Here is a 26,849-nt window from a genome sequence, read left to right as displayed (position 1 = left end):
GCTGCGGGTACTAACGTGCTTGCTTTTTATAGTGATGGTCATCAATTCGGTAAGGTGGCTAGCGGCCGTTAGCCCATCCGCTGATAAAGCGAATAACCTTCAATAGGCTTGATAAGTGCTCAATCTAGGAAATGTTGAGCTGCTGTTTTGTTCACACCCATATCCCGCGATCGGAAGGCGCCCAAAAAAGCCTGAAGCCTGATGCTGGTGGCCTTGGAGATCAACCGGCTCTGCCGCATCACCCAAGCAGCTGCTCGCCTTTTGCGTTGACCGTCACCATGCTGAAATTTTTGTTGCTTTCATTCACTGCGCAAGCTTTGTTAGTACAGCTATAGCGGGGCCACGTCAGGGGTCCCCATGTAATCGGAACTCAGTTAGCAGGGGGAAGATAGGGTCCGTTGACGTTCTGGAAGAGGCATCGTGGGTCACTTAGAGCCCTGGGGCCTTCGCCCACGCCCCAATTGGGCGCGCTTCCTCTTGCTTCTGCTGGTCGCTCTGCTGGCGACGCAGTTGCTGGTAGCGGCCCCCCTGACACGAGCTGCTGACGCCCCGCCACCGGCTTATATCGAACTGGATGGCCGCCGGGTGCTTGAGATCCGTGTCGCCGCCGGCGCCCAGACCCCAGCGCAGTTGGCGAGGCTGGCTAGCCAGCGGCTAGCCGAGCTGGCCGCCAACTATTCGATCCAGCCCGAGCAGATCGTCCTGCAAGAGGACCCGCCTTACACCACCATCGGCGTGATGCGGGAAGGCAAGTTTGAGCCCCGCCTCTCAGTGGATGACCGCAACGCGGCCCGCTTTCAGCTCAGCCGCCAGCAGCTGGCCCAGCGCTACCTGGAGCAGATCCGCGCGGCGATCGTGCGCTACCGCCAAACCCACCGGCGTTCCGACTGGTTGCGGGGGGGCGCGCTGGCCCTGCTCGCTCTGGGTTTCTACATCCTGTGGCTGCGAGGCCAGATCGCCCTTAACCAGCGCCTGAAGCACTGGATCAACGATCCCACCAATGGCCGGATCCGGGGGCTGCAGGTGGGTGGTAACCAGTGGATCACCGCCGATCAGGAGCGCAGCCTCCTCGATCCCGCTCGCCGGATCGTGCACGGAGCCTTGCTGCTGCTCGTCAGTTACCTCTCGATCCCGCTTTTCCTGGGGCTGTTTCCCCCCACCCAGGCCCTCTCGGAAACCCTGCGGGACCAGATCACCGACCTGGTGGTCGGCGGTGGAGATGCCGTTATCAAGGCCATCCCCGACCTCCTCTCGGTGGCGGTGATTCTGGGCCTCTCCTTACTGCTGATGCGGGCCAGCAAAGCCTGGTTCCGAGCTGTGGAGCGGGGCGACTTACGATTGAGCTGGTTTTATCCGGAATGGGCCCGGCCCACGGCCCGGCTGGTTGGGATCGGCATCCTGCTGCTAGGCGTCGTGCTGGCCTACCCCTACATCCCAGGGGCCGATAGCAAGGCGTTCCAGGGCGCGGGCCTTTTCGTGGGGCTGCTGGCGGCCCTGGGCTCGAGTGCTGTGGCAGCCAACCTGATCGGCGGGCTGATGCTCACCTACACCCGGGCTTACCAGGAAGGCGACAGGGTCAGTATCAACGGCACCGTCGGCATTGTTCACGACTCTGCCCTGCTGGTGACCCGCCTGCGCACCCCCCGCAATGAGGTGGTGAGCATCCCCAATGCCACCGTGTTGGTGTCCTCGATCATTAACTACAGCCTGGCCCGCCGGGAGATCGCGGAGCCGGTGATCATCGCCACCACCGTCACCATCGGCTACGACGTGCCTTGGCGCCAGGTTCACAGGCTGATGCTGGATGCGGCCAGCGCCACCGCAGGCATCAGCCAGGAGCTCCCCCCGTTCGTGCTCCAAACCTCACTGAACGACTTCCACATCAGCTACGAGCTCAACGCCTATGTGCGCGATGTGGAGGCCTACCGCAGCACCCTCTCAGATCTGCTGGGGGCTATTCAGGATCAATTTGCAGGCGCTGGAGTCGAGATCCTCTCTCCCGGCTACCACGCCATGCGTAACGGCAACGGGAGCACGGTGCCCCCCTGGCCATCCGAGTCATTTGGCACCCCGACCCCTAATCCGCCCGTCGGCGGTTGAGGGCTCAAGCCGCTCGCAGCTGGGCTCCGCGCCAGCTTAGGAACGCAATCGAGAGCAGCACCTAGACTTGGGCGACCTAAGGGCCGCGGCGTGACCGAGAAACACGGGGCCGCTCTCTGCTGCGGAATAACTAGAGCGGTAGAACCAGTGCCGGAGGGACCGGGCTGGTGTTTTTGCAGGTGCAGCGGCGGCGGCTTGTACCAATGGGTCCCAATGCTGCTGAGGAGGACTGTTGGTGCTGGTCGCCGTGGCAATCCTTATTGCCCGGCAGGCAAGGATTCGGCAGTCTTGGCGATGCTTTTATCTTCTGAGCTAATGCGAAGCTCCACTTTCTTGATGTCTGCCTCAGCAGGAAAGGCCTCGGGGCGCATGCCCCTCTGAAGTAGCGATGCTCACCCAGCACCATTATTGATGACGTGTTCAGAGGAGATCCCTGACTCTGTCTTTAGCATGTTGGCTTTTGAGTTCAAGATTGTTATCTATGCCGCAAAGTCTTTGGCTTTAGGGATGATCATGGGGCCGAAGTCTGCCAGTGGGCGTCCTTAGGAGTTTGCTGAAAACCCCAGCCGCCCGGCTAAGATGCGAGGTCAACAGGAGCGCAGCGGCTCTTTGTACTCCTAGGTGTCAATTGAGAAGCGGATACCGGCCAGTCATCCGTTGCGGCGGATGCTCTATGCCGCAGAAGGCCGGTCAGCAGGGCCACCAGAGCAACTGCTGTTGGCTTCTTTGCTGGAGAAGATCCACATCCACACGCTGCTCGATCGGCAGCAGCTCCGGCCCCATCCTGGATGGCCTGGTTGTGCGCCGCTCCGGCGGTCAAGCCGCTCCCGCAGGTTTGCTTGCTCGGTGGCCAGGACGGTGAGTTGAACGCTGAGCTGCTTAATCTGCTCTTGTTGAGCCACGACGACCAGGCCGCGTCGTAAATGCCAGCAGGAGGGGTGCCATCGCAAGCAGTCTCTGCCTGAGATGCAAACAGAATTCAAGACCCCATCAAGGATTCAGAAGAGCCGATGTTTGCTGCGAGCTGTCACATCACCTTAATGGTTACGGTAAATGAAAAAACAGGACTTTCTAAATCCTCTATTCAAGCCCGTATCACTGAGCGCACTTTGGCGTATCGGTGCCCAGACCCTCTTGGCAGTTGCTTCTTTTTGTGAGGTGCAGTTGATCAGTTAGCTCTTCTTCGGAAAAGTTTATCCCAAAGTCGCTCTCAAATGCTATGCCTGCTCGTCATATATTGTCTCGTGCTCTTGTAATTACTTCTGCCTATAGTTCTACCGCTATGTGTTCGTAGGTGGTTTTTATTTTCTGAATCGAGGTGCCCATCCGCTTCGTATTAATAGCGTCCACTGTATAGAGTGATGGACTTCCCCTCCTTGTCTAACTCTTCCAGTAGGCCAGGCTTTTGGCGAGCAGGCGTTTGCCAAGCCCACGTATTTTTCTGAAGCGATTTTATCAATCTGAACTCTCGTCAATCCAAGTTGGTTGATGAACTCCTGCCAATTCTTTAGGTAATAGCATTTTAGCTTTGCATTCTCTGGCATGGCTCCTTGGCATGGTATTTTGCTCATTATCGAGTCAATATGGGGCATGCGGCGAGCGATTAATTCGCTTGTCTTAGGAGCATTTAGTTGTTCATTACGATCTAATCTCCCTTTGACTTCGACGAATAGAAAGCGCGCCACTGTAAGTGTATGTACTTTGTAGCTTATCTTAAGTGAGCGAAATACTGGCTTCTTGCTTTTGTCGTCATAAACCTTTAAGCATAGCCTACCCGTCTTGCTGTCCGTTTTTTGTTCTGGACTGGCGTCAGTACTTTTGCTGTTGCTATTTCATCAAGCGCGGTGGCGAGCGAGTCGGCGTCGATGCCTGCCGCTGTTAAAAGCGTAGACAACATGCTCCTTGCGCTCGCCATGCTGTGGATTTTCTGTGAAGTGTGATTGGCTGAAATCCAGTCCCCCCAATGCTTGTGTGAACCAATTGTGAGTCTAATTTTAGAACCTAACCCCAGTTTTGCCAATGATCCTGCGCTATTCACGTATCCGTTACCAACGCGCAGTTGCATGGAGCTGCAGGTGCTTGGCCTCAGTCTCCCCCAGGCCCCAGCACCTGCAGCTGGTTGCCGTCGCGGCCCAGCACGGTTAATTTCATGCCTTGGTTCAGGGCTTGGTTGCTGCCCAGGTTGACGGCTCTCCAGCTCTGGCCGTGCCAGCGCACCCGACCCGCATCGCTGCCGCGCCGACCAGCGCCGCAGCATCAAAACCCCAAGGCTGGTGAGGCCCGCCAACAGCCCTAGCTGCAGCACCATTGGCAGGGGTAACCAGGCAGTCAGCGCTGACAACACCAGTGCCACCGCCACCGCCGGCAACAGCCCATCCACCTCGGCGCCCGCCATGGCAAGCAGTAGCAGGCCGGTGGCCAGCAGCAGCCAGAGGAGCGACACGGGAGCCATGGTGGCGCTGCGGGCGTGGGTGGTTCAGCCCGCCCATGCTGACTAGCGTTGGCATCTCATGCTCGGATTCCTGCCGTGGAAGCTCTGCTCTCCCTGCCCGCCTTGGTGCTGATGGCCCTGCTGGGCGTTAGCAGCGTCAAGGTCACCAGCGGCGGCCAGTCGCGTCTGGTGGAGCGCCTTGGCAAGTACGACCGCCAGCTGCAGCCGGGCCTCTCCTTGGTGTTGCCGGTGCTGGAGAAGGTGGTGAGCCACGAGTCGCTCAAGGAGCGGGTGCTCGATATCCCACCCCAGCAGTGCATCACCCGCGACAACGTCGGCATCGAGGTGGATGCGGTGGTGTATTGGCAGCTGCTCGAGCACGCCCGCGCCTACTACGCCGTCGACAACCTGCAGGCGGCCATGGTGAACCTGGTGCTCACCCAGATCCGCGCCGAGATGGGCAAGCTCGACCTTGACCAAACCTTCACCACCCGCCAAGAGGTGAATGAAGTGCTGATGAAGGAGCTGGATCAGGCCACCGATCCCTGGGGCGTGAAGGTGACTCGGGTGGAATTGCGCGATATCCAGCCGTCGCGCGGCGTGCAGCATGCGATGGAGCAGCAGATGACGGCCGAGCGGGAGAAGCGGGCGGCGATCCTGCGTTCGGAAGGCGAGCGCGATTCCCAGGTGAATGCGGCCCGGGGCCGGGCGGAGGCCCTGCTGCTGGATGCCGAAGCCCAGGCCAAGCAGCAGACCCTGCTGGCCCAGGCCAGGGCCGATGCGGCCAGTCGACTGGCCGAAGCGATGCAGGCCAATCCCCAGGCCGCGGAGGCGATGCGCTTGCTGCTGGCCGGCGACTGGATGGCCATGGGCGAGCAGATGGCCCGTGCGCCTGGAGGCAGCGTGCTGATGGTGGATCCCCAGAGTCCGGCAGCCCTACTCACTGCGTTGCGGGGTCTGCAGCAGGGTTAGAGCTGAGGCGGCAGCGGCGGCGGCGGCAGGGATAGATCTGACGAGTATTCGAGTTGCACGGGGGTGCCGATTGCGCACTCCATCAACATTCCACCCGCACCCCCCACAACTGCATCGGCTTCCAGCAATCGAGCGCGCCTGCCTAGTTCCTGCAGAGCCATCTCCCGAGCCCCCTCCAGCGTGACCTCATAGGAGCGGGCCCGGCCGCCGATTAGGTCCCGGATTGAGGCCAGGTTGGCGCCAAAGATATTGGCGCTGAATATTGTATCGCCGTGAACCAGGCCGAGGTAGTGCCGGATCGGCTGGCCTTCAAGGCTGGAGTTGCTGCTGCGCCTGCCAGCGCCCGAATAAATCGGGCCGGCGTTCGGCGGTGCGCTGCTGCTGCTGCTCAAAGCGCCAGCGGGCGATAGCGCCATGGTCACCGCTGCGCAGCACCGCCGGCACCTCCAAGTCCCGGAAGCTGGCTGGGCGCGTGTAGTGGGGATGCTCGAGCAGCAGGGCGCTGTGGCTCTCCTCCTCCAGGCAGGCCTGGGTGCCCACGGTGCCGGGCAGCAGCCGCACCACGCCGTTGATGATCACGGCCGCCGGCAGCTCGCCGCCGGTGAGCACAAAGTCGCCGATCGATACCTCCTCATCGGCTAGGGAGCGGATGCGTTCATCGAAACCTTCGTAGTGGCCGCAGATCAGCACCAGCTGGTCATAGTCGCTGGCCCAGCGGCGCAAGTCGGCTTGCTGCAGCGGGCTGCCTTGGGGACTCATCAGCAGCACCCGCCTCCGCGGCAGCACCGGAATCGCCTCCACCGCGGCATACACCGGCTCTGGTTTGAGCACCATGCCGGCGCCGCCGCCGTAGGGCTCGTCGTCGACCTTGCGGTATTTGTCGGTGGCGAAATCGCGCGGGTTGTGGGTGTGGAGCGCGGCGATGCCGGCAGCAAAGGCCCGGCCGATCACCCCCAGACCCAGCAGTGGCGCAAAGGCCTCCGGAGCCAGGCTCACCACATCGAGACGCATTAGCTCAGCTCGCGGGCACGGCGGGCCGGCTCACCCGGCGGATCTCGGAGCTGAAGCTGGCCCGGCCGGGGCTGCCAGCAGCGCTGGTTTCCACCGTGGAGCGCAGCCGCAGATTGGGCTTGGTGAACCAGATCCGCTCGCGCACCTCCCGGCCATCACCTGTGATTACCAGCTCCAGGCTGCCGTCGGGCCAGAGCTGCCAGCGGCCCTGCTGTTCGCCGCTGCGGAAGCCACCGTTTGCATCGAAGTGCAGCTGCTGCTGGGCCACGCCATCCTTCGGGCCCACTTGCAGGCCGCCGGCCCCACCAGCGGTCTCTGCCTCCAGAAAGACCACCACCAGTTCGCCGCGCTCGCTGCTGTGCCAGGCGTCGCCGTCCTCGCCTAGGTCTTCAGCGTTGTCGTTATCAGTAGCGCTGAACGCTCCTAGGGCGAACTGGCTGCGCAGGCTCATCCATTCACCGGCGCAGAGGCGCAGAAAGGCGCCAATTTGCCCGGGCGGAAAGGTTGATTGGCTGCTGCTGATGTCGCTCATCCAACCATTCTCTCAGCTGCCGGTGTAGCCCAGCTCGCTCAGGCGCGCGGCGCTGCGGCGCCAATTTGGCACCACCTTCACGAACAGCTCCAGATACACCGGCCCGTCGATCAATTTCTGCATCTGCTGGCGGGCGCCGCTGCCGATCTCCTTAAGCATGCGGCCCCCTTTGCCGATCAGGATTCCCTTCTGGCTGCTGCGTTCCACCAGCACCGTTGCCAGCACTGCAGTGCGCGGCCCGTCGTCGACGATGCGCTCGATCTGCACCGCCACCGAGTGGGGAATCTCCTCGCGGGTGTGGTGCAACACCTGCTCGCGGATCAATTCCGCCAGCAGCAACTGCTCGGGCTGATCGCTCACCGCATCCGGAGGGTAAAGGTGGGGGCCCTCCGGTAGGTCGGCGGCCAGAGCTGCCACCAACTCACTGGTGCCAGCGCCGTTCAAGGCGCTCACCGGATGCAGGGGCCAGCCAGGCACCAGCTCGGCGTAGCTCTGGGCCAGTTCTTCGGCCTGCTCCGGATTGACCAGGTCGTTTTTGTTGAGGGCCACGTGCACCGGCGCGCGGCAGTGCTGCAGCAGCTCCACGATGAAGCCATCGCCCCGGCCAGCCGGCTCGCTGCCATCCACCAGCAGCAGCACCACATCCACTTCACCGATGGCGCGGCGGGCGCTCTGCACCAGTCGCTCCCCCAGCAGGTGGTGGGGCTTGTGGATACCTGGCGTATCTAGCAGCACCAGCTGGGCGGTTGGGGTGGTGAGAATCGCCCGCAGCCGGTTGCGGGTGGTTTGGGCCACCGGCGAAGTGATCGCCACCTTTTCGCCCACCAGCTGGTTGAGCAGGGTGGATTTGCCAACGTTGGGCCGGCCGATCAGGGCCACGAAGCCGGAGCGGAAGCCTGCGGGGCTGGTGGGCAGGGCCGAAATGGTTGTGGGTAGCTCCATAGCCCCAGCCTCGCAGCCGGCAGGGCCAGCAATGAAGCAGGGGGGAGAGTTCATAGGCTGGTGACCTCATTCAGCCCTGTCCACAGCGATGACCGCAGCGTCACCGAAGGATGTTTCTGGCCATCGCCAGCCAACTTTCCAGCAAGCCATGGAAATTACGGCCCAGTGGCTGGCCTTGTGGGAGCAGGGCGAACTCAGTGATGAAGTGCTTGCCGACCGGGTGGCCGAGCTGGTGGCAAGCCGCGATGGCGCCCGTGGCTTCTTTGTTGTGAGCCTGGCTGGTGATGGTCCGTTGATGGACCGGCTGCCTGAGCCGCTGCTGCTGCAACTCAGGCTGGCTGGCGAGGGCGTTGTCGATCTGTCGGTCCGCAACTTGGCGATGAGCACGGCGATGGCACTGCATCACAATCGCGCTGGTGATGTCGCCCAGCAGGGGGCTTCCGAGCGGGTCCAGGCCCGCTGCACGGAGTTGCTTCGTGGGTTAGAGCCCCAGGCAGTCAAGGACCGTCTGGAAATCCTGCTAGCCGCTACCGCAGGTGAAGGAGAAGACGTCGCCTTCCTGGATCGCTGGGGCTACGACGCCGAGCAGCGGAGCTCTATTGCCGCGGCGATCGAGGCGGTGGCCGAGACTTGAACCGGGCCAAGATGGCAGCATCGCCCTGCTGTCGATTCAGCCCATGATTCGCCCCTTGACCATCCGGGTGTTGCGCATCCTGGCCACGGGAATCGGTGCCGCCGCCCTGCTGGGCCCGGCGCCCGCCAGGGCAATTGAAACTATTAATTTGCGGTTGCCCCTGCTCGAGACAGACTTCAGCATCCGGGTCTCTGAATTGCGTAGTCCGGAGGCTTTGATTGCTGGCAACAGTGATCTTGCCGAGCTTGACCGCGCCACCCGTGGCGAGATCGGCCGCAGGCTTAAGGCCGTGTTGAGCTCTAATCTGCCCCTTGAGATCAAGGCGATTTTTCGCGAGAGCCAGGGATCACCGCTGCTTGACCAGGTGCTGCTCTTGGTGGGGGCTCTAGGCGATATCGATGGCCTGCCCGATCCCCTCGATCCAGCTCAGTTTGAGCAAGCGATGAAGCGTGCTGCCGCTAAAGGGGGCATCAGCTTGCTGGATGTGATCGAGCAGCTACCAGGCCAGAGCGTCACGGTGGAGTTGGGGCGGCTGGGCTTTTCGGTTCAGCGCTTTCGCGACCAACTCCGTTCGGCAGAGAAGCTGATTGCCTCCCTGCCGGCGGTGGGCAGTGCTGGACCGCTGCAGGAGGCAGGGCCGCAGTCTGTTGCCCGGCAGGAACTAAGCATCGCCGTCGGTCATCGCCCGGAGCCGTTGGCCCTGGTGTTGCTTGAGCCATCGGGCTCTGGCGCGGCGCCAAATCGACTGGTGGTGATTTCCCACGGGCTGTGGGACGACCCCAACAATTTTGAGGGGTGGGCAGCCCACCTGGCTAGCCATGGCTACACCGTGGTGCTACCCCGCCACCCAGGCAGCGATCAAAGCCAGCAGCGAGCAATGCTGGCCGGCAAGCAGCCGCCTCCCAGTCCGTCTGAGCTTGCCCTGCGGCCTAAGGATGTGTCGGCCGTTATTGATGCCGCCGCCCAGGGCAAGCTGGCTCTGCGCCGACCGGTGAACACCCAGGCCGTGCTGGTGGCGGGCCATTCCTGGGGGGCAACTACTGCGTTGCAGCTGGCTGGGGCCCGGCCCATCACCACCAAACTTCAGCAGCTTTGCGATGAGGTGCTCGACCCCTCCCGCAATCTCAGCTGGGTGTTGCAGTGCAACTTCGTTGGTTCAGCGGATAGCGCCGCTCTGGTCGACCCCCGGGTGGCTGCTGCCATTGCGGTGAGTCCGCCGATGCGCTTGCTATTTGATGTCGATTCCGCCGGCAGCATGAAGGCGAAGGTGCTGGTGATCAGCGGCAGCCGCGACTGGGTGGTGCCGCCCGGGCCCGAGGCGATCGAGCCGATGGCCAGGGCCACCCGGGGCGGCGCCAGTGGCCATCGCCTGGTGCTGGCTGAGAATGCCGATCACTTCAATTTGCGTTCGCCTCGGGGCGAGGCCGGGGGTCCCTTGCGGGCCCTGCTGCTGGCTTGGTTTAACGCCGCTGCTCGCTCAAGCCCAGGTGCCGCGCCTGAATTGCCGCTTGCTGGTTGGGGCAGCCCAACCCATCCGTTGCGGGAAGTGACATCGGCATTGCCCACGCCGACACCGGCTCAGCCATAAAAAAAGCGCCCCTTTGGAGGCGCTGAAGCTGCTGGATTGAAGCTCAGTCGCGGCGGCCGCCGCCCTGGAGGGCGATGATCAAGCGCAGGATGAAGATAAATAGATTGATGTAAGTGAGATACATCCCCAAGGCGCCGGCCAAGTATTGGTCGTCGCTGTAGGTGCGGGGCATCGTGTAGAAGTCGACAAAGGCTGCTCCCACGAACAGCACCGTGCCGAATCCTGCAATCAGCAGCTCGAAGGTGCCGCCGCTGAAAACGCCTGGGGCAAAAATGCCACCGATGATCTGCACGACCATGGCGATCAGCAGGCCGAGGATGCCTAGGCCCACTACGCCGCTCAGCGCTTGGCCGATGTTGTCGCTCATGCGGCGACCTACCACAGAGGCCACCACAAAAGTGATGCCCGTAGCAAGGGTCGCTGTGCCAATGGCGCCGACACCAGCGGAGCTTACGGCGTAAGCAACGATGCCGCTGAGGGTGAAGCCGGTGAGCAGGCTGTAGGCCGTCAGCAGCGGCAGGGCAGTGTTGGTGTTGCCCTTCAGGGCCACATTCTGGGCCACGAAGAACAGGATGAAATTGCCGATCAGGGCCACCCAGAACAGGGGCATGAACAGGGCTGGGCTGCTGGCCATCAGGGCCAGACCTCCCATCACCCCACCGGCGGTGAGCACCATGCCGCCGCCCACGTAGGGCAGGGCCTTGTTGACCACATTGGGGCCAACTAGGGCGCTCGATTGGGCCTCACGAATGGCCTGTTGAAAATTGCTGCTGGCCGGCATGGCGCACCAGTGGTTTCGAAGTTTCTATATCCTGCCAGCGATCTGCAGGCAATGGGAGACCCTGCTGGCGCTCGTTGGTGCGGATCTCCCTATCGGCATTGAGCTCAGATTTGGCGTGTGGGCTTCAGCGATCTTCACCAGCCTGGTGGTTTGAGCTGGGCCAGAGCCCCGCCGTGAGCACCGCAACGCCGGTGCCGATGCATGATTCAGCCAAGCGCAGCAGAGCATTTAGCCCCGGGCTCAGCTTCGGATCAAGGCTGCCGGTGACCATCACAACGATCACGGTGATAGCTGCCAAGCGGCCATGGCTGGGGACATTGATCGCTGCGCAGAGCGCAACTGTGGCGAAGATTGCCACTGCCATGCCCAGAGGGTGAAAGGGCAGCAGCGTCAGGTAGATGGAACTGGTGCCGGCGCCGATGGCTGAACCCAAAATTCGCAGCGAGGCTGAGGTGGTTGTCTCCCTTCGGGTGGCCTGGGTTACCACGATCGCGGAGATCGCCGACCAAAGCCCTCCGATCTTGGGTAGGAAGCCCGGGAACAGATTCGTGAACCAGTAGCCGAGCAAGTAAGCCACCAAAGCCGCTACGGCGATTTCGGCGGGGATGCGCAGACGCTCTGCTTTGTTCATGGTTCAGGCTCCCTTCACTGGCTATCGAATCGCTTTCTAACGGCAGGTGCCAGCTTGGTGGCATCGCGATCGGCATAGGCCTGCACCAGCCGCTGCACTAGCGGGTGGCGCACCACGTCAGCCGCGGTGAGCTCGCAGATCGCCACCCCCTCCACCCCCTGCAGCACCTGGGCAGCTTCCTGCAGGCCGCTCTTTACCCCATAGGGCAGGTCCACCTGGGTGGGATCGCCAGTTACCACCATGCGTGAGTTATCACCCAGCCTGGTGAGCACCATGCGCATCTGGGCGGTGGTGGTGTTCTGGGCTTCGTCGAGGATCACAAAGGCGTCGGCCAGGGTGCGGCCGCGCATGTAGGCCAGGGGAGCAACTTCGATCACCCCTTTTTCCTGTAGGCCACTGGTGCGCTCGGCTCCCAGCAGGGCGTGCAGGGCGTCGTAGAGGGGGCGCAGGTAGGGATCAACTTTCTGCTGCAGATCGCCCGGTAAAAAACCGAGCCGTTCGCCCGCCTCCACCGCCGGGCGGGTGAGCACCAACCGCTCGACTTTGCGCTCGGTGAGCATGCGCACCGCTTGAACGGCGGCCAGAAAGGTTTTGCCCGTGCCCGCCGGTCCGAGGGCAATGGTGAGGTCGTGGCGCTCCATAGCTTCCACGTAGGCCTGCTGGTGCAGGGTGCGCGGGCGCAGCAACTTGCCACTCTGGCTGCGGGCCAGCACCTGGCGGCCCAGTTGCTGATGCTCGGCGCTCCTGCCGGCGTCGAGGGCCTGCAGGGCTACCCGCACATCCACCTGGGTGATGGCTTGGCCTTCCTGCCACAGGGGGCGAAGCAATTCCACCAACGCTGCAGCCCGCTCCAGCTGGCTGGGGGGGGCTTGAATGACCAAATCCAGCCCCCGCAGCACCAGCGAAGCTCCGGTGAGAGCTTCGAGATGGCGCAGGGTCGATGATTCGCCATCACCTGCTAGGGCTAGAGCCGCGGCAGGATTGGGCAGGGGAATGGCAAAGCTTGTGGGCCCCTTTGGCTCTGCCATGGGGCGAAAGCTCAAGCTTCGGCGGTAGCGGCGGCTTCCGTAGTTGCTTCTTCGGCACTGGCGGCTTCCGCAGCAGCAGCTTCAGCAGCTGCCTTGGCTTCGGCGGCAGCAGCAGCTTCGGCAGCTTTTGCTTCGGCAGCTTCCTTGACAGCCTGTTTGGCTGCAGCTTCGCGGGCATCAGCCTGCTTTTGCTTGCCAACGACCTCGGCAGGGCGCAAGGTCTTCTCGATCAGACCACCCTTCTCAAGCAAGGAGCGCACGGTGTCGGTGGGTTGGGCCCCCTGGCTGAGGCGAGTGCGGATCGCCTCGGTGTCGAGACGGGTCTCTTTGGTACGGGGGTTGTAGAAGCCCAGCTCCTCAAGCGGACGTCCGTCGCGGCGAGAGGTGCTGTTAGTGGCCACGAGGCGGAAACTCGCTTCCCGCTTCTTTCCAAACCGCTTCAGGCGGAGCTTGATCATCGTGGCCTTGCGCTAGGTGTCCAAACAAGCAATGTACCCGGTCGGGTGCTCATAGCTGCCCGAATCCCTTGCGTTTCTTGGCGGGCTTGGCAACTCTTTGCCCCGCCCCACCGCCACCGCCACCCATGGGACCAGGCATGCCGGGCATTCCGGGCATACCCCCCATTCCGGGCATTCCTGGCATCCCGGGCATGCCGCCGCCGCGGGTCATCTGCTGCATGAAGCCGCGCATCTTCTGGAAATCGGCCAGCACCTTGTCCACCTCGGCCGAGCTGTGGCCGCAGCCAGAGGCGATGCGGCGCCTTCTTGAGGGTTGGGAGGCCAGCAGCTCCGGTTGCTGGCGCTCGACCTCTGTCATTGAGCCAATCATCGCCTCGATCTTCTTGAGCTGAACCTCGCCTTGCTTGAGCATGCCGTCGTCAATTTTGTTCATGCCCGGGATCAGCTTCATCAGCCCGCCCAGGGAGCCCATGCGCCGGATCATGCGCATCTGCTGCAGAAAGTCGGAGAAGTCGAAACTGGCTTCCTGGAGTTTTTGCTGCATGCGGGCCACGTCGGCCAGCTCCACCTCCTTGGTTGCCTTCTCCACCAGGGTGAGCACATCGCCCATGCCGAGGATGCGGCTTGCCATCCGCTCGGGATGGAAGGGCTGGAGCGCCTCTACCTTCTCGCCGGTGCCGATGAACTTGATTGGCGCGCCGCTCACCTTGCGGATTGAGAGGGCGGCGCCACCGCGGGAGTCGCCATCGAGCTTGGTGAGCACGGCGCCGGTGATGCCCACCTGCTCGTGGAAGGCCCGGGTGAGCTCGGCCGCCTCCTGGCCGATCATCGAATCCACCACCAGCAGCACCTCGTCGGGCTGCACGGCCTGACGGATCCGCACCATCTCCTCCATCATCGACGTGTCGATTTGGAGTCGGCCGGCGGTGTCTACCAGCACCGTGTCAAAGCCCTCCTCGCGGGCTTTGGCGATGCCGGCGGCGGCGATGTCCTCGGGCTTGGCCTCGGTGCCAAGGCTGAATACCTCCACGCCGATTTGGGCGCCCAGGGTTTTCAGCTGCTCAATGGCGGCCGGCCGGTAGACGTCTGCTCCCACCAGCAGGGCCTTGCGCCCCTGTTCCTTGAGGTGCAGGCCGAGCTTGGCGGTGGCGGTGGTTTTGCCGGCGCCCTGCAGGCCGGCCATCAGCACCACCGAGGGTGCACCGGGCTTGCCACCTGCGGCCAGGGGGGCATTCTCGCCGCCCATGGTGTCAACCAGCTGCTCGTGCACCAGCTGGATGAATTTTTGGTCTGGGCTCACCCCTCGCACCACCTCGGATCCAATCGCCTTGCGGCGCACCTCTTCGACGAAGTCCTGCACCACCGCCAGGCTCACATCTGCCTCCAGCAGGGCCCGGCGCACCTGTTTGAGCGCGCCCTCCACGTTGGTTTCCGTGATCGAGGCCTGCCCCCTAAGGCTCTTGACCGCATCTTCAAATCGCTGCGAAAGCTCGTCAAACATCGCTGTGCTGCTTCGGGGCCAGGGTGGGGGCTAGTGCCCCATATTCAAACGATCGTAAAAACCAGTCCGTCAACTGAGTCAGTTCAGCAGATGTGTCAGTTCAGCAAATGCGGGAGACCGGTTGATCACGGGGCCTTCTGGAAGCTCACCAGGCGCCAGATACCCCCGTCGCGGCCAAACACGTAAAGGTTGCGTAGCTCAATTTTGCTGGGTTCGCCCTGGGGATCACCCTTGGCGTTGAGCCGCTGATCGGAGTAGCGCAACCCCACCGTCGCGGCGATGCGATTGGCGTCCCGCTCGTCGATCACCAGGTTGGTGATGTCGGTGCTGATGATTTGGGTTTCGCCGCGGGCCCGGTCGGTGTTGCGCTCTGAGGCGAGGCGATCCAGCTGGCTTGGTCGGGCTAGAACTTCCAGGGGAAGGCGGCTGTCCTTGCCCGCCAGGATGGCGGATTTGGCGTCTAGCCAGGCTTCGAGCAGGTCTCGCACTTGGGCTTCGCTCGGCGCCTCGTCCCGCAGGGGCAGGGGAGCCTTTGCGGGTGGGGTGGCCTTGACGGGGAGGGGTGGTGGAACTGGTTGGACGGCGATAGGAGTTGGGCCCGGGCCGGGTGCGGGAGAGCGCAGCTTCACAACCGAGGCGCTGGCCAGCAGCGCCACCCCGGCGGCCACGGCGACTCCAGTTGTTGTACGCCGCGAGGGCTGCTGCCACCGCGGCAAGCGTTCCATCCAGGTGGCCGGTCCATGGCTATTCCAAGCTTCGCGCAGGCTCTCGAACCAGGCGGTCCTATCCCATTGCCGTTGTTCTTCTTCTTCTTCTTCGGCTTCTTGCAGGTCGCCGCCTTTTGGGCTGCCGAGGGACGCGCTAAGCGGGCCGAAGTTCCAGTCAAGGACGCTTTTGGCTGGCGCTGGCAAGCGCTCTAGAAGAGCGTCGTGACGCTCGACATAGGACTGCACGTCCCGGTCGGCGAAGTAAGCCTCCAGATCCGGATCGGCCTCCAGATCCCGGTAGCCGGGCAACACATCCCGCGCCAGCCAGTCGCGGCAGTAGGCGCAGAGTTGAGCTAGGGGATCGTTGCTCTGCTGCTCGGCCCAGCGCCTCAGTTCAGGCGTTGTTCCCTGCTCGAAAGCACTGCGTGCTCTCTCCACCTGACCGAGCAGCAGGTGCAGGCAGGCCAACAGCGGTTGCAATCCCTCTTGACTGCTGGCCGCCAGACGGTCTCGGGCTGCTGCGATCCGCTCGGGCTTGCGTTGGGCAAAGCCTGAGGCGGTGAGTGCGGTGCTGGCCAGAAAGTCTGCCGCTGCAGAGGCGGCTGCCCAGCGGCTGAACATATCCACCTGCTCCTGCACTGTCAGGAAGGCACGGATTTGCTTGAAGAAGGCTTGAAATTCCTCCGGTCCCATGCTCGGGTCACCGAAACCTTCAAGTCCGCCCCTGCGGTCCACCAGCTCTTCAAGCAGGGTCAGACCCTCGGCCCTTTCCGCTTGGGCCGTGAGGTTGCGGCTGAGTAGGTCCAGCACTCGGTAGGGCCGCAAACCATCGAGTTCGTCGCTGAGTTGCTGGCGAATGGCTGGCAGTTGGCCCATTCGTTGCAGTAAGCGCTGGCCCTGCTGCAGGGTCTGGGCGGCGGACTCATATCGCCTTTGCTGGTGCAGGTCGGCGGAGGCCGCGAGACAGGCGAGGCCGGCCAGTAGGGCCAGGTCGGTCTCGCGGGTGCTGCCCAGGGCTGGGGTCTGGGGCGGCTGCAGGGCCCTGCAGGCCAGCTCAAAACATTCGAAGGCCTGACCCGCTTCCAGCAGCAGCAACAAGCCGCCCACCTCTTTGCTGCTGGGCACATCTAGGGCAGGTGCCCTTGCCGGCCCGCTGCCTGCAAGGGCGGTCAGGTCGGATTCGTAGGCCTGACGCCGGTTGCTGTCGCTGAGCAGGTCGGCGCTGGCGCGCAGCAAATCTTCGCGGGCTAGCAGGGTTTCCTGGGTAAATCCCTGCTCCGGGGCCCTGTCGATGCGCTGCTGAAGGGTGCGCAGCAGGGACTGCAAGTCCGTTGTCGGATTGACTCCGAGCAACCGGAAATGATCGATCGGCAGTTCCAATCCAGGCCTATCACCAGGGGTCAAGTGTAGGCAGGGTCAGTGGTTTTGCCAAAGATTGTCTGCTGCTGTGAGGACAGACCTCGTAGAGTTGGTAGAAGACGCAGGCGGACATGGGGCACGACATTGCGGCGGCACCCGGATCAGCGTCCGGAGCACCGTCCTGTTCAGCTGATGCAACCAGTCTGGTGGGAGCTCATGCTGAGCGTCTTGAGAACCTCTATCCCTCCGTGCCGGCCACGGTGAATCGCGAGGAGGGCTTGATGCTCTACCGCGACATGGTTCTTGGCCGTCGCTTTGAGGACAAATGCGCGGAGATGTACTACCGCGGCAAGATGTTTGGGTTTGTGCACCTCTACAACGGCCAGGAGGCCGTCTGCACTGGTGTCATCAGGGCGATGAAATTGCAGCACGATTGGTTCTGCAGCACCTACCGCGACCACGTCCATGCACTGAGCTGCGGCGTCCCTGCCCGTGAGGTGATGAGCGAGCTTTTCGGGAAGGAGACAGGCTGCAGCAAGGGCCGAGGCGGTTCGATGCATCTGTTTTCCAAGCAGCACCATCTACTAGGTGGCTATGCCTTCATCGGCGAGGGGATTCCAGTTGCATTGGGTGCTGCCTTCACCAGCCGCTACAAGCGTGATGCCCTTGGCGATGCCAGCAGCGACTCGGTTACCGCCGCCTTTTTCGGTGATGGCACCTGCAATATTGGACAATTTTATGAGTGCCTTAATATGGCGGCGCTGTGGAAGTTGCCGATTCTTTTTGTTGTTGAAAACAACAAGTGGGCCATCGGTATGGACCACAACCGCGCCACCAGCGAGCCAGAGATCTGGCGCAAAGCCGGTGCCTTCGGCATGGCCGGCGAGGAGGTTGATGGCATGGATGTGCTGGCGGTGCGAGCCGCAGCCCAACGGGCGATTGAGAGGGCTCGGGCAGGCGAAGGCCCCACCTTGCTGGAGTGCCTCACCTATCGCTTCCGCGGCCATTCCCTTGCCGATCCCGACGAGCTGAGGGCCGAGGCTGAGAAGGAGTTTTGGGCGAAACGCGATCCGATTAAATCCCTGGCTTCCCGTTTGGTAGAGCAGGGACTAGCGAGTGTCGACGAGCTCAAGGCCGTCGACAAGGAGGTTGACGCCGAGGTGGTAGATTGCGTCGAATTTGCCCTGGCGGCTCCTGAGCCCAATCCCGAAGAGCTCACCCGCTACATCTGGGCTGAGGACTAAAGACCGTGCAGACGGGCTTGCTCAGTGGCGGCCCGAAACACCAAACTGTGGCGCTCCACTAGGGGACCTATCTCGTCGTACCCGCCACCGATAACGGTGGCAATCGGAATGTTTCGCCTCAGGCAGGCATCGAGCACCAGTCGATCCCTGTTCAGAAGCCCGCCGCTACTTAAGCAAAGCCGACCCAGACGATCGTCTCTATGAGGGTCGACACCAGCGTTGTAGAGCACCAGCTGGGGGCGGTGTTGATCAAGCAGGTCGGGGATAAGGTCGCCGATGGCTATCAAGTAGTCGTCATCTTCCAGGCCATCGGCGAGGGATAGGTCGACGTCGCTATTTTGTTTTCGCAGCGGAAAGTTGCTGGCACAGTGGGCTGAGAAGCTGAAAACTCGAGGGTCGCCGGCAAAAATTGCCGCGGTGGCATCGCCTTGGTGTACGTCGAGATCCACGATCATCAGGCGTGCGACCGCAGCTTCGGCTAGCAGCACTCGGGCGGCTATGGCGCAGTCGTTGAAGATGCAGAAGCCGCTGCCGTGGTCTGGAAAGGCGTGGTGAGTGCCGCCGGCGAGGTGGCAGGCCACCCCATGGCGCAGGGCCAGTCGGGCGGTCAGAACCGTGCCTCCTACGGCCAGCCAGGTGCGGCGCACCAGGGGTGTGGTGGCGGGCAGGCCGATGCGTCGTTGCTCTGCCCTACTGAGTTGACCTTGGGCAAATGCCTGGTGGTAGGCGCGTTTGTGCACCAATTCAAGCCAGCGGCGGGGCGCTGGCAGTGGAGTGTGGAACTGATCAGCTGTGGCGAGTCTCTCGTTTAGCAGCAGGTCGTGCAGCTGCCGAAACTTTGCCATCGGGAAGCGATGGCTGCTGGGCAGCGGGGCCGAGTAGGCCGGGTGATAGACGAATGGTGGACCCAGTTCCTTAGAGCGTGGTGGGGGTGCGGCGGGTAAGATTGCGCAGCTTGCGTAGAGCCTTCAGTTCCACTTGGCGCACCCGCTCTCGGGACACATCGAGCTGACGGCCAATCTCCGCCAGGGTGTGGCGATCCTCGCCCTCTAGCCCAAAGCGCAGCTGCAGCACCTGGCGCTCCTGGTCGCTGAGGTGGCTCAACCAGCGGCCAAGCTGTTCTTGGTGAATGCCCCGCTCAACCCGGTCGAGGGGCTCTTCCTCGGATGAGTCGGCAATTAGATCGCCAAGGAAACTGCGGCCTTCATCGCCGTTTACTGGCGCATCCAGGCTCGAGGTGGTGAGTGACTGGCGCAATAGGCCATCAAGTTCTTCGATCGGCATGGCCATGGCCTCGGCGATCTCTTGGCGGCTGGGCATGGCACCGAGCTTGTGGGCAAGATCCAGGCTCACCTTGCGAATTGCAGTGAGGCGCTCACTGAGGTGCACCGGCAGTCGGATCGTGCGCGACTGGCAAGCGATGGCTCTAGTCATGCTCTGGCGGATCCACCAGAAGGCGTAGGTCGAAAACTTATAACCACGGGTGGGATCAAATTTCTCAACGGCTCGCTCTAATCCAAGCGAACCTTCCTGGATCAAATCGAGCAGCTCAAGACCCTTGCCTTGATATTTTTTGGCAACACTTACGACTAGCCGCAAATTGGCCTTCATCATGCGCTGCTTGGAGCGCTTGCCGATGCGCACGAATTTCTTTTCCTGGTCGCTGAGCTCCCTTTCTCCCTCCTCAATGAGGCGCATCATTGTCTGCACCTGATTGCCTAGTTCGATCTCTTCAGCTGGTGTCAAAAGCGGCTCGCGCCCGATCGTTGCCAGGTACCAGGTGATCGGGTCGCTACTTCGACGGCGACTGCTTTCACTGACCCGCGTGGGGGATGAAGTCATTGGGCCGCCTATCTAAGGCGTTGACTATCGAGGCAAATTGGGCGCAATCAGGGTGTTTTCAGCAACCCTTTAGCTTTCACTTGCAAAACAACACAGAAGCACTCCTGTGCTGGTCTGGCATTGGCCAATTTTCGTGTTGTGATCAACACAGGCAGGCCAGGTTTTGTGCAACTTGCATCGGTGTGAAGCCGCCCTCTCCCTGCTCCCCCTGCCGCCCCGCCTGGGCGTGGGCCAGTGCCGCTGCGGCAAGCCAGGAGGCGTCGGCGTTGCCGCTGGCGGCCAGGGCCATTGCCCCCAGCCCGGCGGCGTAGCCGGCCAGCACGTCTCCTAGTCCGGTTCTAGCGCTGCCGGGGCTGGCTTCGAGCAGCTGCCAGCGGCGTCCATCAGGGGCAGCCACGATGCTCCTGGCCCCCTTGAGCAACACGCAGGCTCCACTGCTGGCTGCCGCCTGGCCGGCCGCCTCCAGGGGGGCGGTGCCGGTGAGATCGGGGAAGAGGCGGGCGAATTCGCCGGGGTGGGGGGTGATCCAGGTGGCCCCCTGACGCTGCTGGAGCCAGTGGCTTGCCTGCAGGCCGAGCCCCTGGGTCATCTGTCCTGCCAGATGGTTGAGGCCGTCAGCGTCCAACACCAGCAGCCCTGGCCAGCCCAACAGGCTGCGCCAGTAATCAGGCTCGTCAGGACCGGCCTGGGGCATCGGTGGAGCTTTAGCACCTAGGCCGGGCCCGACCAGCAGGGCATCCAGCCGCTGGGGATCGAGTTCGGCCAGAGGATCGAGGCTCACCACTACTTGTGGGTGCTGCTGCCAGATGCTGCTGGCCAGGGCCTCCGGCAGGGCGGCTCGCAGGCTGCCGCAGCCGCTGCTGCTGGCGCCGGCCAGGGCCAGGCTGGCGGCACCGCGATAGCTATCGCTGCCCGCCACCACCAGCAGCCGGCCGCGCTGATATTTCGATGCGGCTGGATTGAATTTGGGTTTGGGCCTTGCCGCCAGGTCTCGCTCCGCCAGGGCCAGGGGCGCATTGATGGGAAGCTGCAGCAGCAGCGATGGCGGCAGGCCCAGGTCGACCCAGTGCAGCGCCCCCACAGCCTCCAGGGCCGCGTCTTGAACCAGGCCGGTCTTGATGAGGCCGATTGCATAGGTGCTGATGGCTTGGGCCGTATAGGAGCCGGTGGCCTGGCCGCTGTCGGCGCAGAGGCCCGTGGGCACATCAATCGCCACGAGCGCATCCGGCCGCTGGCGCTGGCGCTGCTGCAGCAGGGCTTCGATCGCCTCTCCAGGCGTCCGCCGCTGGCCGCTGCCCAGCAAGGCATCGATCCAGAGGGCGGCACTGCCTGGATCTGGACTGGCCTCCAGCCGGGGGATGCCAAGCCACAGGGCGTGGCGCAGATGGGCGGCGCTGAGCGGCTTGTGGCGCTCAAACGGGCTCCAGATGGCCGTTGAGATGCCGGCCAGGTGCAGTTCCCGGGCGATCACCAGCCCATCGCCGCCGTTATGGCCTGGCCCCACCAGCACCAGCGCCCCATGGCTCCCCAACCGCTCGCCGTGCTGCTCCAGCAGCAGCCGACTCACCGCCAGGGCGGCCTTCTCCATCAGGGCTTCCACCGGCAGGCCGCTGGCGAAAAGTTGCTCCTCCAGCGCGGCCATCTGGGCGCTGTTGACCAGCAGGTGGCGGCCATTGCGCTCCGGCCAAGGGGCTACGGCGGACGGCTCTCCCAACCCCATTCAGGCATCTGGGTTTCATGATGGGAGCACTCCCGCCAGCTGTCTGCCCTTTGCCTGCTCCAGTGGCTTCTTCCGCTTTTGTACCGCCTGCCTCGACGCCGGCTGGTCAGGCCGCTTTAGAGCGGCTGCGGGCCTGGCCCGGGGAGCACCGCGTTGCGGTGGGCCTCTCCGGCGGAGTTGACAGCTCCTTGACGGCTGCCCTGCTGGTGGAAGCGGGCTGGCAGGTGGAAGGTCTCACCTTGTGGCTGATGAGTGGCAAGGGTGCCTGCTGCGCCGAGGGCCTGGTGGATGCCGCCGGCATCTGCGAGCAGCTAGGCGTGCCCCACCACGTGGTGGATTTTCGCGAGCACTTCCAGGCCCAGATCGTTGATTTTCTGGTGCAGGGTTATCAGGCCGGCGTTACGCCCCTGCCTTGCTCTCGCTGCAATCGGGAGGTGAAATTTGGGCCGATGCTCCAGTGGGCTGAAAGCGAGCGGAGCATCGGCCGGCTCGCCACGGGCCATTACGCCCGGGTGCGCCATGGCGCCAATAGCGACAACGGCCGTCACCAGTTGTTGCGCGGCTTAGATGGCCAGAAGGATCAGAGCTACTTCCTCTACGACCTACCCCAGGAGGCCCTGGGCCGGTTGGTGTTTCCCCTCGGCGAGCTCACCAAGGCCGACACGCGGCTGGAGGCGGAGCGCCATGGCCTGCGCACGGCCCAGAAGCCCGAGAGCCAGGACCTCTGCCTGGCCGATCACCACGGCTCGATGAAGGCCTTTCTCGATGCCTACCTGCCGCCGCGCCAGGGTCAGATCGTGCTTACCGATGGCACGGTGGTGGGCGAGCACGACGGCATTGAGCACTTCACGATCGGCCAGCGCAAGGGCCTGGGGGTGGCCTGGAGCGAGCCGCTGCATGTGGTGCGCCTCGATGGCGCCATCAACCAGGTGGTGGTGGCTCCCCGCGCTGGGGCGGCCCGGGGTGAAGCGTTGGTGGGGGCTGTGAACTGGGTGTCGATCGAGCCACCTACGGCGCCCATGGAGCTGGCGGTGCAGGTTCGCTACCGCAGTGCACCCGAGCCGGCCTGGCTGATTCCCTTGCCCGCCACTGACGCCGACAGCGCAGCCCTGCGGCCCCACCGGGTGCGGTTGGAGTTTGCTGAGGAGCAGTTTTCGATCACGCCTGGTCAGGCGGCGGTTTTCTACGCCGGTGAGGTGCTGCTCGGTGGAGGCCTGATTCAGTCCTAAGCCCAGTCAGTCCTGAGCCCAGCCAGTCACCAGTAGGGGTCGCTGGCTAGCTCCACCGTTAGCGAGCCCGAGCGGCTGGCGGGCACCGTGGCGATGCAGGCCCGCACCACCTGGCCGTTGACTTCGATTTCGCAGGCGCCGCAACTGCCGCCCAGGCAGCCGGTGGGGATCAGAAAGCCTGCGGCCTGGGCAGCTACCAGCCAATCGCAACCAACGTTGCAGTTGCTGGTTTGGCCGTTGGGCCAGTGGATGCTGATGGTGGCAGAGGTGGCCATTTAGGGGCTCAGCAGGGGTTCGAGGTTCACGTGGGCCTCAAAGGCATCGGCGAGTCGCTCTAGCAGGGCGTCTCGCTGCCGGCTGTGGTGGGGCGGATTCTCCGGCAGGGCCGCCAGGCCGCGTCGCTGGCGAAGCTGGTTGAGCCAACGGCGCCGCCAGGCCCCGCTCTCGAATACCCCATGCAGGTAGGTGCCAGCCACCAGGCCGCCCGCTTCGCCAAAGCTGCACCAATGGCCCAGGTCTGGATCGCTGGCGAGGGGCTGCAGGGGGCCGGTGGTTTCGATGGGGCTGCTGAGGCCGCGATGCAGCTCGAATCCCTCCAGGCTCAAGCCCTCGCCGGGCCAGCGGGCCGTGCTTTGGCGCTGGCGTAGGGCCTTGCGGCCGCCGAAGCGGGTGCGTAGCGGCAGCAGATCCAGGCCGGTCACCACCTCCCCGGCGGCGCAATCGCCACCCTCCAGGCCCTGCGGATCCAGTAGCTCCCGGCCCAGTAGCTGCAGGCCGCCGCAAATCCCAAACACCTGGCCCCCGCCGGCGACGTAGCTGCGCAGCTCTTGCCCCAGCCCAGCTCGCTGCAGGGCCGCCAGATCCCGCAGGGTCTGCTTGCTGCCCGGCACGATCACCGCATCGGGGCTCCCCAATGGCTCCCCCGGTGCCAGCCAGCGCAGCTGGACGCTGGGTTCGGCCTCGAGGGGATCGAGATCGGAGAAATTGCTCAGCGATGGCAGGCGCAGCACGGCGATCTCCAGCTCGGCGCCGCTTTTGCGGCCGCGGCGCTCCAGTAGATCGAGGGAGTCTTCTGGCGGAAATAGCTCGTCGAGCCAGGGCATCACCCCCAGCACGGGGATGCCGGTGTGGGCCTCCAACCAGCGGCGCCCCTCGTCAAACAGCTCACGCCGGCCGCGGAAGCGGTTGATCAGCAGGCCGCGGATTAGGGGCCGCTCCACCGGCCGCAGCAGCGCCAAGGTGCCCACCAATTGGGCAAAAACGCCACCGCGCTCGATGTCGGCCACAAGGATGCAGCGGGCCCGTAGAAATTGGGCTAAGCGCAAATTTGTGAGGTCCCGTGATTGCAGGTTTACCTCCACCGGGCTGCCCGCCCCCTCCAGCACCAGGCGCCCCCCAGGATGGGCCGCCTGCAGCTCGCTCAGGCCGGCGCGAATAGCCGCCCAGCCCGGCCGGAACCAGTCGCGGTAGTAGTGCTCGGCGCGGGCCAGCCCCACCGACTGGCCCAGATGGATCAGCTCGCTGGTGGAGTCGCCCTGGGGCTTGAGCAGCACCGGATTCATGCTGTGGTGGGGCTCCAGCCCGGCCGCCCAGGCCTGCAGCGCCTGGGAGTAGGCCATTTCGCCGCCCACCTGGTCCACCCAGGCGTTGTTGCTCATGTTCTGGCCCTTGAACGGCAAGGGCGTTTCGCCACGGCGGCGCAGCACCCGGCAGAGGGCAGCGGTCATCAGCGACTTGCCAGCCCCGCTACTGGTGCCCAGCACCATCAGGGGGGTGCGTGCGGCTGGGGCTGGCTGAGCAGTTTTTGTGCTCATAGCCGCGGCCGGTGGCGGCGCAGCCAGTGCTGCAGGCGTAAGGCGCAGCTGGCGCCGGGAATCTCGCCAGGCCACTGGGCTAAAACTTGGCGTCCCATCGGTGTGAGCCGCACCCGCTCGGTGAGGCCCTGGCCGTCCACTTCGCGCCGCAGCACCCCGAGCTGGATCAGCCAGATCCAATGGGATTCGGCCCGATCGGCTGTGAGATCCCATCGGCAGAGGCTTTGGATGTCGTTCCGGCGGCAGAGCTCGCCGCCGCTTAGAGCCCGATCGCTTATCTCCACGTAAAAGGCCCGCCGAAATGGCAGGCAGCGCATTGCCTGGCTGGCTCGATCCAGTGCCCGTCGGTCGTGGAGCTGGGGATCGTTCGTGGCGGCTTGCCGGTGTTGCATAGAGAGATTCTCCCTGACCCCATGCTCGTGCTCGCCTCCGCCTCCCCTGCCCGCCACCGCCTGCTGGAGCAGGCCGGCATCGCTCACCAGGTGCAGGTGAGTGGCGTCGATGAGGAGTCGATCAGCGATCCCGATCCGTCCCAGCTCGTGCAGCGTCTGGCCCAGGCCAAAGCCGAAGCGGTGGCACAACAACTGCCCCAGGGAGCCAGGGTGCTTGGCTGCGATTCGTTGTTGGTATTCAACGCAGAGGTGTTCGGCAAGCCCGCTGACGCTGCCGAGGCTCGGCAGCGTTGGTTGCAGATGGCAGGTGGCTGGGGTGAGTTGATCACCGGACATTGCCTAGCCAGCAGCAGCCAAGGGTCACTCAACAACATCCCCCAAATAGCCGTAGTTACGACACGGCTGCAATTTGCAGCTATCGAGGCTGATGAGATCGACGTCTATGTAGCTAGTGGTGAACCCCTCCAGTGCGCCGGTGGCTTTGCCTTGGAGGGGCGTGGAGGGCTGCTGGTGGAGCGGATTGAAGGTTGCTACAGCAACGTGATCGGCCTTAGCTTGCCGTTGCTGAGGCGATGGCTCAAGGTCCTATCAAGTTGTTGAGCAGCTGGCCGAAGCTGTTACCGGTGCTTGGGGCAGCAGTAGGTGTCACCGTAAGTACCCGATCAGACCAAGTGAAGCTGATACTGCGGCCTTGGTCATTGACATTGACTGGCCAGGAGTTGCCCTTGGCATCGCTGAGCTGGTAGGCGCTGCCCCTGGGCTTGATGACGCTGTAGAGGTTGCCATCTTGAAGGCTCACCTCGAGGAGGCGTCCTTTGTTATTGCGGCTTTCCCGCAGTTCACAGTTGCCGTTGTACAGGGATTTAAACCAGCGCGTCATGCGGCACTGGGCTGTTCGTGCCTGGGGGCCGCCACCGGCAGTGCCAGTGCCACTCGCGCTTCCGAATAGCTGGTTGGAGAGAGCAACACTCACCTGCATACGGTTCCAGCCATCGCTCCAGCAGGTGCGTGCGTTTAGATCACAGGCACTGCCGTTGCTGAGCCGAAATTGACGCGGTGGAGCTTGGCCGCCCAGGTTGCGGAGGGCGGTTTGTTCGGCAAACGCCCCGAAGTATTCCCGAGTAAGTCCCAGGGATAGGCCGGACTGGTCATAGCAGACAGGACTGCCGCCGGGGTCGCAGACGATCCCGGCGCGGGGGGTTTGCAGACCCTGGAGACCGCCGCCGGATTGATTTGCTGCGGTTGGTAGTGAGCCGAACAGTTGCTGGGTGAGCTTCGGGGCCATTTGGGTCTTCTGCCAGCCATCGCTCCAGCAGGTGGCTGCCCGCAGGTCGCAGACGGAACCATTGCTGAGCCTGAATTCGTTGGCTGTGGGTCGCTCTCTCAATTCGGCCAAGAGCCGGTTGGCGGCAAAGCTGCCGAAATAGGTCTGGGTCAGGCCGATTGAAGGTCCTTGCTTGTCATAGCAGGTGGGTCCAGCTTGGTCGCAGATCACACCTGCAGCAGGAGCGGTGATAGCTCCTTTTGCTTTAGCTGGCTGGGCCAGAAGAGGAACCACATTCAGGCCCGCTACCAGCAGAGCAGCCTCAAATAGGCGTGACTTTGAGCTGAAGGAGTGGGCTGAGCGGCGGGCCATTAATAAATGGTTTTAAGTTCCCGAAACCTAGGCAGATAGGGGCGGAGCTGCAACAAAAAAGCCCCCGCTTTCGAGCGGGGGCTGCAGCGAATCAGGAGCATCAGATGAGAGCTTCTGATCAAGATCGAGTCAAAGGCTCAATCGAGATCGGGCATTGCCAAGGTGGGCTCTGCTTTGCGGTCGATGCCTTTTTCGAAACCAGCAGCGGCAGCGCGAGCGCGGCCAGCGTGCCACAGGTGGCCCACCAGGAAGAAGAAGGCGAGCACAAACTGCGTGGACGCAAGCCACTGGCGGATG

Annotated in this window: 27 protein-coding genes and 2 pseudogenes; 9 read left to right on the top strand and 20 right to left on the bottom strand. The window is 63.4% G+C overall.

All coding sequences use genetic code 11. The annotated features are described in order from the left end of the window. Window positions 1-477 precede the first annotated feature (477 nt). Both AC01FP_RS10035 and AC01FP_RS10030 read left to right on the top strand, forming a co-directional pair. The gene (locus tag AC01FP_RS10035) at window positions 478-2,100 is read left to right on the top strand and encodes a mechanosensitive ion channel family protein (protein ID WP_474479912.1); all 1,623 of its coding nucleotides are present in this window, start codon (window positions 478-480) and stop codon (window positions 2,098-2,100) included. Window positions 2,101-2,721: 621 nt separating this feature from the next. Continuing rightward, window positions 2,722-2,844: pseudogene (locus AC01FP_RS10030) on the top strand (IS5/IS1182 family transposase); the annotation flags it as partial. Window positions 2,845-3,859: 1,015 nt separating this feature from the next. On the opposite strand, the gene AC01FP_RS10025 reads toward AC01FP_RS10030, so the two are convergent. Together AC01FP_RS10025 and AC01FP_RS10020 are read right to left on the bottom strand one after the other, a co-directional pair. Next, window positions 3,860-4,165, bottom strand: a complete 306-nt coding sequence (locus AC01FP_RS10025; protein ID WP_474479911.1) for a hypothetical protein — start codon at window positions 4,163-4,165, stop codon at window positions 3,860-3,862. A gap of 20 nt (window positions 4,166-4,185) precedes the next feature. Next, a complete protein-coding gene (locus tag AC01FP_RS10020) occupies window positions 4,186-4,317 on the bottom strand; it encodes a hypothetical protein (RefSeq protein WP_474479910.1) in 132 nt (43 codons plus the stop codon). Between the two features lie 56 nt (window positions 4,318-4,373). Between AC01FP_RS10020 and AC01FP_RS10015 the strand changes: the two genes are divergently transcribed. Continuing rightward, the gene (locus AC01FP_RS10015; protein ID WP_474479909.1) at window positions 4,374-4,598 is read left to right on the top strand and encodes a hypothetical protein; all 225 of its coding nucleotides are present in this window, start codon (window positions 4,374-4,376) and stop codon (window positions 4,596-4,598) included. Between the two features lie 29 nt (window positions 4,599-4,627). Next, entirely contained in the window at window positions 4,628-5,503 is an 876-nt protein-coding gene (locus AC01FP_RS10010) for an SPFH domain-containing protein (RefSeq protein ID WP_474479908.1), read from the top strand. Here AC01FP_RS10010 and AC01FP_RS10005 read toward each other — a convergent pair. The 4 genes from AC01FP_RS10005 to era are packed head-to-tail and all read right to left on the bottom strand — an operon-like array spanning window position 5,500 to window position 7,988. Further along, window positions 5,500-5,895 (bottom strand): YbjQ family protein, encoded by a 396-nt coding sequence (locus tag AC01FP_RS10005; protein WP_474479907.1) that lies wholly within the window; start codon window positions 5,893-5,895, stop codon window positions 5,500-5,502. The two genes, AC01FP_RS10010 and AC01FP_RS10005, sit on opposite strands and share 4 nt — an antisense overlap. Further along, window positions 5,813-6,514, bottom strand: a complete 702-nt coding sequence (gene trmD, locus AC01FP_RS10000; RefSeq protein ID WP_474479906.1) for a tRNA (guanosine(37)-N1)-methyltransferase TrmD — start codon at window positions 6,512-6,514, stop codon at window positions 5,813-5,815. The genes AC01FP_RS10005 and trmD overlap by 83 nt, the downstream gene beginning before the upstream one ends. 4 nt (window positions 6,515-6,518) lie before the next feature. Beyond that, the gene (locus AC01FP_RS09995; protein WP_474479905.1) at window positions 6,519-7,046 is read right to left on the bottom strand and encodes a phycobiliprotein lyase; all 528 of its coding nucleotides are present in this window, start codon (window positions 7,044-7,046) and stop codon (window positions 6,519-6,521) included. A 12-nt stretch (window positions 7,047-7,058) separates the two neighbouring features. Next, a complete protein-coding gene (era, locus tag AC01FP_RS09990; RefSeq protein ID WP_474479915.1) occupies window positions 7,059-7,988 on the bottom strand; it encodes a GTPase Era in 930 nt (309 codons plus the stop codon). A gap of 148 nt (window positions 7,989-8,136) precedes the next feature. Between era and AC01FP_RS09985 the strand changes: the two genes are divergently transcribed. Beyond that, on the top strand, window positions 8,137-8,622 hold the full coding sequence (locus AC01FP_RS09985) for a hypothetical protein (protein WP_474479904.1): 486 nt from the start codon (window positions 8,137-8,139) through the stop codon (window positions 8,620-8,622). A 43-nt stretch (window positions 8,623-8,665) separates the two neighbouring features. Further along, window positions 8,666-10,210 carry an alpha/beta hydrolase family protein gene (locus AC01FP_RS09980; protein WP_474479903.1) on the top strand — a complete coding sequence of 515 codons (1,545 nt, stop codon included), beginning with the start codon at window positions 8,666-8,668 and terminating at the stop codon, window positions 10,208-10,210. 43 nt (window positions 10,211-10,253) lie between these two features. Here the strand turns inward: AC01FP_RS09980 and AC01FP_RS09975 are convergent, their stop codons facing one another. The 6 genes from AC01FP_RS09975 to AC01FP_RS09950 form a co-directional block, all read right to left on the bottom strand. Continuing rightward, window positions 10,254-10,991, bottom strand: a complete 738-nt coding sequence (locus AC01FP_RS09975; RefSeq protein WP_474479902.1) for a Bax inhibitor-1/YccA family protein — start codon at window positions 10,989-10,991, stop codon at window positions 10,254-10,256. A gap of 124 nt (window positions 10,992-11,115) precedes the next feature. Continuing rightward, the gene (locus tag AC01FP_RS09970; RefSeq protein ID WP_474479901.1) at window positions 11,116-11,622 is read right to left on the bottom strand and encodes an FUSC family protein; all 507 of its coding nucleotides are present in this window, start codon (window positions 11,620-11,622) and stop codon (window positions 11,116-11,118) included. Between the two features lie 14 nt (window positions 11,623-11,636). After that, complete coding sequence (locus AC01FP_RS09965) at window positions 11,637-12,650, bottom strand: PhoH family protein (RefSeq protein WP_474479900.1); 1,014 nt, start codon at window positions 12,648-12,650, stop codon at window positions 11,637-11,639. Window positions 12,651-12,661: 11 nt separating this feature from the next. Further along, window positions 12,662-13,108 (bottom strand): 30S ribosomal protein S16, encoded by a 447-nt coding sequence (rpsP, locus tag AC01FP_RS09960; protein WP_474479899.1) that lies wholly within the window; start codon window positions 13,106-13,108, stop codon window positions 12,662-12,664. 49 nt (window positions 13,109-13,157) lie between these two features. Next, window positions 13,158-14,609: a signal recognition particle protein gene (gene ffh / locus AC01FP_RS09955; protein ID WP_474479898.1), complete on the bottom strand. Its 1,452-nt coding sequence runs from the start codon at window positions 14,607-14,609 to the stop codon at window positions 13,158-13,160. A 125-nt stretch (window positions 14,610-14,734) separates the two neighbouring features. After that, entirely contained in the window at window positions 14,735-16,642 is a 1,908-nt protein-coding gene (locus tag AC01FP_RS09950) for an IMS domain-containing protein (protein ID WP_474479897.1), read from the bottom strand. Window positions 16,643-16,806: 164 nt separating this feature from the next. Between AC01FP_RS09950 and pdhA the strand changes: the two genes are divergently transcribed. Further along, the gene (gene pdhA, locus AC01FP_RS09945; protein ID WP_474479896.1) at window positions 16,807-17,919 is read left to right on the top strand and encodes a pyruvate dehydrogenase (acetyl-transferring) E1 component subunit alpha; all 1,113 of its coding nucleotides are present in this window, start codon (window positions 16,807-16,809) and stop codon (window positions 17,917-17,919) included. On the opposite strand, the gene AC01FP_RS09940 is transcribed toward pdhA, so the two are convergent. From AC01FP_RS09940 to AC01FP_RS09930, 3 genes are all read right to left on the bottom strand, one after another. Further along, window positions 17,916-18,830 (bottom strand): histone deacetylase family protein, encoded by a 915-nt coding sequence (locus AC01FP_RS09940; RefSeq protein WP_474479914.1) that lies wholly within the window; start codon window positions 18,828-18,830, stop codon window positions 17,916-17,918. The two genes, pdhA and AC01FP_RS09940, sit on opposite strands and share 4 nt — an antisense overlap. A gap of 4 nt (window positions 18,831-18,834) precedes the next feature. After that, window positions 18,835-19,761, bottom strand: coding sequence for a sigma-70 family RNA polymerase sigma factor (locus tag AC01FP_RS09935; protein WP_474479895.1), 927 nt, complete (start codon window positions 19,759-19,761; stop codon window positions 18,835-18,837). Window positions 19,762-19,903: 142 nt separating this feature from the next. Further along, window positions 19,904-21,481: an NAD(P)H-hydrate dehydratase gene (locus AC01FP_RS09930; protein ID WP_474479894.1), complete on the bottom strand. Its 1,578-nt coding sequence runs from the start codon at window positions 21,479-21,481 to the stop codon at window positions 19,904-19,906. A 17-nt stretch (window positions 21,482-21,498) separates the two neighbouring features. Here AC01FP_RS09930 and mnmA point away from each other — a divergent pair, with 17 nt between their 5' ends. Beyond that, window positions 21,499-22,710 carry a tRNA 2-thiouridine(34) synthase MnmA gene (gene mnmA / locus AC01FP_RS09925; RefSeq protein WP_474479893.1) on the top strand — a complete coding sequence of 404 codons (1,212 nt, stop codon included), beginning with the start codon at window positions 21,499-21,501 and terminating at the stop codon, window positions 22,708-22,710. A 26-nt stretch (window positions 22,711-22,736) separates the two neighbouring features. Here the strand turns inward: mnmA and AC01FP_RS09920 are convergent, their stop codons facing one another. Genes AC01FP_RS09920 through AC01FP_RS09910 form a run of 3 tightly spaced genes read right to left on the bottom strand, consistent with a single transcriptional unit; the run spans window position 22,737 to window position 24,916 of the window. Beyond that, window positions 22,737-22,985, bottom strand: coding sequence for a 2Fe-2S iron-sulfur cluster binding domain-containing protein (locus AC01FP_RS09920; protein WP_474479892.1), 249 nt, complete (start codon window positions 22,983-22,985; stop codon window positions 22,737-22,739). Beyond that, window positions 22,986-24,476, bottom strand: a complete 1,491-nt coding sequence (locus AC01FP_RS09915) for a cobyric acid synthase (protein WP_474479913.1) — start codon at window positions 24,474-24,476, stop codon at window positions 22,986-22,988. 44 nt (window positions 24,477-24,520) lie between these two features. Continuing rightward, window positions 24,521-24,916: an Npun_F0494 family protein gene (locus AC01FP_RS09910; protein WP_474479891.1), complete on the bottom strand. Its 396-nt coding sequence runs from the start codon at window positions 24,914-24,916 to the stop codon at window positions 24,521-24,523. A 21-nt stretch (window positions 24,917-24,937) separates the two neighbouring features. On the opposite strand from AC01FP_RS09910, the gene AC01FP_RS09905 reads away from it, so the two are divergent. Then, window positions 24,938-25,516: a Maf family protein gene (locus tag AC01FP_RS09905; RefSeq protein ID WP_474479890.1), complete on the top strand. Its 579-nt coding sequence runs from the start codon at window positions 24,938-24,940 to the stop codon at window positions 25,514-25,516. Here the strand turns inward: AC01FP_RS09905 and AC01FP_RS09900 are convergent. Both AC01FP_RS09900 and AC01FP_RS09895 read right to left on the bottom strand, forming a co-directional pair. Beyond that, the gene (locus AC01FP_RS09900; protein ID WP_474479889.1) at window positions 25,494-26,552 is read right to left on the bottom strand and encodes a YcgJ family protein; all 1,059 of its coding nucleotides are present in this window, start codon (window positions 26,550-26,552) and stop codon (window positions 25,494-25,496) included. The two genes, AC01FP_RS09905 and AC01FP_RS09900, sit on opposite strands and share 23 nt — an antisense overlap. A gap of 137 nt (window positions 26,553-26,689) precedes the next feature. Then, window positions 26,690-26,849 (bottom strand): annotated as a pseudogene (locus tag AC01FP_RS09895) (photosystem II reaction center protein CP43); the annotation flags it as partial.

The sequence above is a fragment of the Cyanobium sp. NIVA-CYA 375 genome (assembly GCF_056108345.1).
The sequence above is the reverse complement of the archived record's forward strand: the minus strand, read 5'-3'. Positions and strand labels throughout refer to the sequence as shown.